Genomic DNA, 6,592 nt, shown 5'->3' on the forward strand with positions numbered 1-6,592 from the left:
GAGTGCGCGCGACCTCACAATTTATATGCGCCACATTTAGGTAAGATTAGCCTTGCTTTATCAAAGGAGATCTTATGTCCCGCCATCGCATCGTCATCATCGGCTCCGGTTTCGCAGGCCTCACGGCTGCTCGTCGACTGAAGAAGGTCGACGCCGATATCACCATCCTGGCTCGCACGTCGCACCACCTGTTCCAACCTCTGCTCTACCAGGTGGCCACGGGCATCCTCTCCGAGGGCGACATCGCCCCCACCACGCGCGAAATCCTGCGCCGTCAGAAGAACGTCACGGTCTTGCAGGCTCTCGTCGAGGAAATCGACGTCGAAGCGCGCGTCGTCAAGTGGCGCAACCACAACAAGTACGAGCAGACCGAATACGACACGCTGATCGTCGCGGCGGGCGCCGGCCAGTCTTACTTCGGCAACGACCACTTCGCGGTGTTCGCACCGGGCATGAAGACCATCGACGACGCGCTCGAGCTACGCGCCCGTATTTTCGGCGCGTTCGAGCTGGCCGAGATTGAGACCGACCCTGCCCTGGTGGGCAAGCTCCTCACCTTCGTCGTCGTGGGCGCGGGTCCGACGGGCGTCGAGATGGCCGGACAGATCCGCGAGCTCGCCTCTCACACGCTGAAGGGCGAGTTCCGCAACATCGATCCGACGAAGGCGCGCGTCATCCTGGTGGACGGTGCCGAGCACCCACTCCCCCCGTTCGGCGAGAAGCTCGGCCACAAGACCGAGGAGGCCCTGGCCAAGCTCGGCGTCGAGATGAAGATGAACGCGTTCGTGACCGACGTGGATGCCGAGGGCGTGACCCTGAAGTACAAGTCCGGCGAGGAGGAACGGATCGAGTCCGTGTGCAAGGTGTGGGCTGCGGGCGTGTCCGCGAGTCCGCTGGGCCGGGCGCTCGGCGAGGCGACGGGCGCCGAGGTGGACCGCGCGGGCCGCGTCACCGTCAACAAGGACCTGACTCTCCCGGGTCACCCCGAGATCTTCGTGCTGGGTGACATGATGGCCTTCCCGGGCGTGCCGGGCGTCGCGCAGGGCGCGATCCAGTCCGCGCGCTTTGCCGCCGACACGATCGCGGCCCGCCTGGCCGGTCGCGCCCCGAAGGCCACCGAGTTCGTCTACAACGACAAGGGCTCGATGGCGACGATCGCGCGTTTCAAGGCGGTCGTGAAGATGGGTAACACGAAGATGACGGGCTTCACCGCGTGGGTGGCCTGGTGCTTCCTGCACCTGCTCTACATCGTCAGCTTCAAGTCGCAGGTGGGCACGCTGGTCAGCTGGTTCTTTAGCTTCATGTCCAGCGCACGCCCCCAGCGCACGACCACGAACCAGCAGCTGGTGGGCCGCCTGGCCATGGAGCAGCTCGGGGCGGGTGCCTCCGGCAAGCTCGTCGCCGGCGAGGACGTCGTCGAGGAGCGCATCCACGAGGCCTGAGCACCTCACGCTCTAACGGTCGATTCTGGCGCGCGTTCGGGCACAGCAAGCGCGCGCTGACAAACAGGCAGACAGGCACGGTGTGGGGCCGGAAGCAAGAGCTTCCGGCCCCACACCTACGCGAAGAACGCTAGCTCTTTCAGCTCTGCTTCACTAGGACTGTCAAACCTTGTAATATACAATTTGACTCATGGTTGATCCTGTAGCAACTCCACTAATTAACGTCGGTGTCGCACTGACCTCAATGCTGCTTAACGCCACCCAGCAGCAACAGGCAGCAACTATCGTAACTGACGCTCGCGATCCCATAACCTTTCTTACTCAGGCGATTCTCGGTCGACGCGGCACGAAGAAAGACATCGAACGTACCGTCCACAAAGATCTAACTTTGCGCATGCGCGAAATGTCCGAACGCTGCCACCGCGACGGTATTAATTCCGATCGACTAGCGAGTCCATGCGCGGAAGTTGAAGATATATTAAACGCTATCGATGATCATGAGCAGCTCCTCGAACAAGCTGTACATGACCCTGACGCTGTTCGCGCGCTCTTTGAAGAACAGGCGCGAAGCAGCAGAATTCAGATAGATGAGCGCCTTGTGCCATATTTCGATGAACTGGTTAAAGCGGTCACTGAGCTTTACGTTACTTATGCTGAGCGATCATCCAACTACGAACAGCTCGCCCTCAAGCAGTTGTTGAAGAGTGACAGAGAGAATCGCGAAACGTGGGCACAGATACACGAGACAATAGCTGATGTCCCACACAAGGTCGCCGAGCTCGTCTCCAGCGAGAGTAAGCCGAGCCGCGTCTTTTTCGGTCGTCGACCGGACGTGGTGACGGAGAACCGGTTTGTCGCGCGTAGCGAGCAAGAGCATTTGAATGCGCTGATCACCAACCCAACGAAACAACCCACGGTCCTGGTGGGCATGCGCGGCTGCGGAAAGACACAGCTTGCCGCCGTTCTCGCAAAGAAGTGTGAAGACTTAAACTGGATCCTCGTCGCATGGGTGAATGCGGGTTCGCCCGAATCCATTACGAGCGACCTGGTCGAACTCGCCAGAGAACTGAAAATTAATATGAGTGACCAGCCCACTGCCGAGACCATTATTCATCGGCTCTTCACCCGTTTGAAATCAGCGGTTCCCTCAGACAGACTCATCGTCTTCGACAACGTCGAGGATATCGACGATCTTCGAGGACTTGTACCGCGCGGCAATGGCTTACGCGTCGTCGCAACCACAACGAACAACACAGGCTGGGAACATCAGGGATGGGACACCATCAAGGTCGGGGTATTTAATCGAGACGAATCGATCAAATACCTCCTCACGGCCACCGAATCCACTGATCGCGACGCCGCGGATGCGTTAGCTGATCGCCTCGGCGACTTGCCTCTCGCCATTGCTCAGGCAGCGGCAACAGCCCACAACGAACGCTGGACACTCCAGTATTACTTCAAGTGTTTGGAGGAATACGATCTCGCGCGTGTCATCCACCCCGTTCGGGGGGATTCATACACGCAAGGCGTCGCCAGCGCACTTGCACTGGCCGTCGATACCGCGATAAAGCACCTTGTACGCGGGACACCTGGCACAGCGCGCCGTCAGCTCGGCGCGCTCGCCGTCCTTGCCGAGTCGGGCGTACCGACGCGGTGGCTCGATCCCCTTTGGGACCCACGGAATGAAGCCGAGCTCCTTGAAGCGGACCGAGATGTGGCTGAAGACGCGCACCGGACACTAGCCGAACTCATCGACAGATCTCTCGTTCAGCAGACAACCCGCGACCAACGCACAACCATGCTGCACCGCCTCCTAGCTCGGACCCTCAGGGAAGAATGGACCGAAACACAAGAGGACGACCTCTACGATCACGCAGCATATTATCTAACAACTGTCAACGATCCTCCCACCAGGACTGCTTGTTCAAACAACCAGCATGACGTTGGTCAGCATAGCCGCGACAATATGAAAGCACTCGGAACGCGTGCGCATCCCAATTCCGATGAACTGCATTCAGTCCAGGAGAAAACACTGGAACAGATTCGAGATGGCCTGATACAGATATCAGATCTTAGCCAGTTCGAAGCAGAGCTTCGGTTGACAAAGACCGAAATCATCGAACAACTGCACGCAATCTCTGTCCAAAAACACTCCCAGGCTCAACTCCACCGTCCTGATGTAGCAAGAGTCCTTTCCGACACCCTCGAAGACATTAGCTATCTGGAAATGCCTCACGAGGCACAGAAACTAGCTACTGCAGTTGAATACGTGTGTGCAACGGGACAGAGGGACTGTAACCTCATCCCTATAATTCAAAAAAACTATGCACTTGTTATGCAACGTGCCGGAAGGGTCCATGAAGCAGTTAACCGTTTTGAAAGCCTTCTGAAGGAAGATCAAGAGAAGGCCCGTTCACATTTCAGCATCACACTCACCATGCGGAGTAATCTCGCGTTTGCTTACCAAAACTCCGGACAAACAGCCAGAGCGATTACGAGGCTCGAGGAGATCTTACACGAAGATCTCACCGGCATTTCTCACGACTCGGAGATTCCCCTTATTATACTTAATAGTCTTGCGCTAGCGTACCAGAATGATGGAAGACTTTATGATTCAATTCCTCTTTTGGAACAAAACTTGCGCTCCTATGTGACGCTGTTGGGCAACGAGCACCATCATACTCAGATAGCACGAAATAACCTCGCCTATGCTTACAGAGAGCTTGGGCGCTTTGATGATTCTCTTCGCGAGTTTGAAATAGCTCTAAGTATCCTCAAGCGGTACCAGCAAAACCACCAGCACACGTTGGTAGTCACAGAGAACTATGCCCTCACACTCCGCGACAAGGCTAGAAAAGAAAACGACAAAGAAGCCATCACAACTGCCATCAACACTTTGCGAGATTGCCTCAAGCGTCACATTGACTTGCTTTCGCAAGAACATCCTCACACACTCACAGCGCGTAACAACCTAGCCGACGCGTTGCTAGATGCTGGACGCGCCGAAGAGTCAATCGAACTGCACAGCTTTAACTTGAGGGAGCACGTTCGCGTTCTCGGGCCGCTCCACCCCTACAGCTTGACCATCATCAACAACCTCGCATCAGCTCTATTTATAAGATGTAGGTTCTCAGAATCTATCTGTCTCCTGAAATGTTGCATACGCGAGTACCGCCGTATTCTCGGCCCGGACCACCATGAGGCCCTCGTTGTTCGTAACACCCTTGCAGCCGTCTATAGAGAATCAGGGAACTATAAAGGGGCACTGGACGCGAATCAACTCAATCTTAGCGAGTGCCAGCGACTCCTTTCACCCGACGCCCCCCAGTTCATACGCGTGCTGAATAACCTCGCCCTAACGTACGACAGAATGGATAAGCGCGAGGACGCAATAACTGAGTTCGATAGGATTCTTAAGAAGTATACTGCCTGTTACGGTAAGGACCACATTCTCGTTACCACTGTCCAGAGTATGCGCGATGCGTTCACTGCCGATATAGCCCGCTTCGAGTAAGACGATTCCTCAACCGCGATGCAAGTGACAGAGATCGAAAGCGGCTCTTCCGAGTTGAGTGTGGGTGGGCGGTGTCATAGGGTGTAAGCAATTTTCGTGTAGCGGTGATGCTGTTTGGAGGTTGGTTATGGGGCTCTTCAGAGTTGAGTGTGGGTGGAGGCGTCTAGGCTTCCTGCGATGAGGAGCATTCGGAGTTGGTAGTTGGTGAGGTTGCGGTAGCCTCTGGCGGTGCGTCTTCCTAGTTCGATAATGTCCGTTGATGGCTTCGGTGCGGTGCGTTGCTGGCTTCGCCTGTGTCGAAGTAGGCCAAGAATGCGTCCTTCCATTTGCGTAGGGTCCGGCCCAGGCGAGCGATTTCGGGGATGGGACAGGCTGGTAGGCGCTTAATGAGACGGGCGGCCAGGCGTTGGCCTTGGGCGGGTGTGTCTTGATGGAAGACCTCGCGCACTTGCTGGGTGAGCAAGTAAGCGACTTCGACACTGATATGCGCCTCATCTGCCATGAAGGCCTCACGGAGTCGTTGTTGTTGGCGTGGGGTGAGCTTGCGTGTGTGAGGCGCGCAAAAGATTGCGGATCTGATAGAGAGGATCACCCTTGCGTCCACGGTGACCGGTCGTGTCTTGCTGGACGCGGCGACGCACCTCACCTGGAGCGTCGCCAGCGAGCTTGACGATGTGAAAGGCATCGAGCACGCTGGTTGCGTCTTGGAGTTGATCGTCGATGGCGTTCTTGCTGTCCCTGGAAGGGATCCAGTGTCGCGATTTGCACCCCTGCACGGAAGTCTTCTCCGCGCTCTTCTAGCCAGTTCTTGTACACGGTGCCAGACCTGCCTGGGACCAGGTCCAACAACCTTGCCGCGGGATGCTCCTCCCCTCGCGTCAGGTCTACGATGCCGGTGAGTTCACGTGGGCCCCGGCGGCGTCGGTCCTGGTGGTGCCATACGTGCTCATCAACTCCCAATACCTGCACGCCTGCGAACCGGGCGGGGTCATCAGATGCGGCTTGCAGGCACGGCTTGATGTGGGACCACACGGTATTCCACGTGGTTGCCCGTTGTCGAGCCAATCCTGCAATGGTGGCTCCCTCCAATCAGCCCACACCCAGGGCACCCAGCAAGGCAATCACAGGACTCTATGTCGTGCACCAGAGCATCTGGGGTGCGAGCCACGCTCATCAGATGGAAGCCCTCCAAACCGACGAGCAGATCACACCGATCACAACGATCAAGCGACGCAGAGCAGCAGCAGGTAGGGTGAGACATTGTCGAGGCCCCTTGACCACAGCCGGGGGTAGAAGTCCGCTCATCATCAAAGACCTCGACCTCTACCCGCAACCCCCGACCAACACCCACTCGCCCACACTCAACTCAGAAGAACCGGATTCCCGATACCAGTTATCGGCGCAGCTGCACGTAGGCAGGTTACTTGCACCTGTGGGGTTGTCTGCAACAATCGCAGCAATGGGGCCTTCCGCAAACCACACTACCCGGACCCTCATCCGCGAAGAATTGTTCAATCACACCGCGTATGAGGTTCAGATTGCCGTCACGTTCGTCCCAGCTGCAACAAGTTTTCTCCGGTTGTCATTCCCGCCTGTTGTAACAAGTACACTGTGCGCATGAACACAGCGATGGCAG

2 protein-coding genes and 1 pseudogene are annotated in these 6,592 nt (G+C 56.9%); 2 read left to right on the top strand and 1 reads right to left on the bottom strand.

The features are described from left to right. Positions 1 to 74 precede the first annotated feature (74 nt). Both HMPREF1136_RS02930 and HMPREF1136_RS02935 read left to right on the top strand, forming a co-directional pair. Complete coding sequence (locus HMPREF1136_RS02930) at positions 75 to 1,442, top strand: NAD(P)/FAD-dependent oxidoreductase (RefSeq protein ID WP_009647826.1); 1,368 nt, start codon at positions 75 to 77, stop codon at positions 1,440 to 1,442. Between the two features lie 190 nt (positions 1,443 to 1,632). Then, positions 1,633 to 4,956: a tetratricopeptide repeat protein gene (locus tag HMPREF1136_RS02935; RefSeq protein WP_009647831.1), complete on the top strand. Its 3,324-nt coding sequence runs from the start codon at positions 1,633 to 1,635 to the stop codon at positions 4,954 to 4,956. A gap of 137 nt (positions 4,957 to 5,093) precedes the next feature. On the opposite strand, the pseudogene HMPREF1136_RS11465 reads toward HMPREF1136_RS02935, so the two are convergent. Then, a pseudogene (locus HMPREF1136_RS11465) lies at positions 5,094 to 6,217 on the bottom strand (ISL3 family transposase). Between the last annotated feature and the right edge of the window lie 375 nt (positions 6,218 to 6,592).

It is taken from the genome of Actinomyces sp. ICM47 (genome assembly GCF_000278725.1).
Taxonomy (GTDB): domain Bacteria; phylum Actinomycetota; class Actinomycetes; order Actinomycetales; family Actinomycetaceae; genus Pauljensenia.

Coding starts and splice junctions, on each gene's coding strand:
- HMPREF1136_RS02930 (WP_009647826.1), top strand. CDS start 75: ATGTCCCGCCATCGCATCGTCATCATCGGCTCCGGTTTCGCAGGCCTC.
- HMPREF1136_RS02935 (WP_009647831.1), top strand. CDS start 1,633: ATGGTTGATCCTGTAGCAACTCCACTAATTAACGTCGGTGTCGCACTG.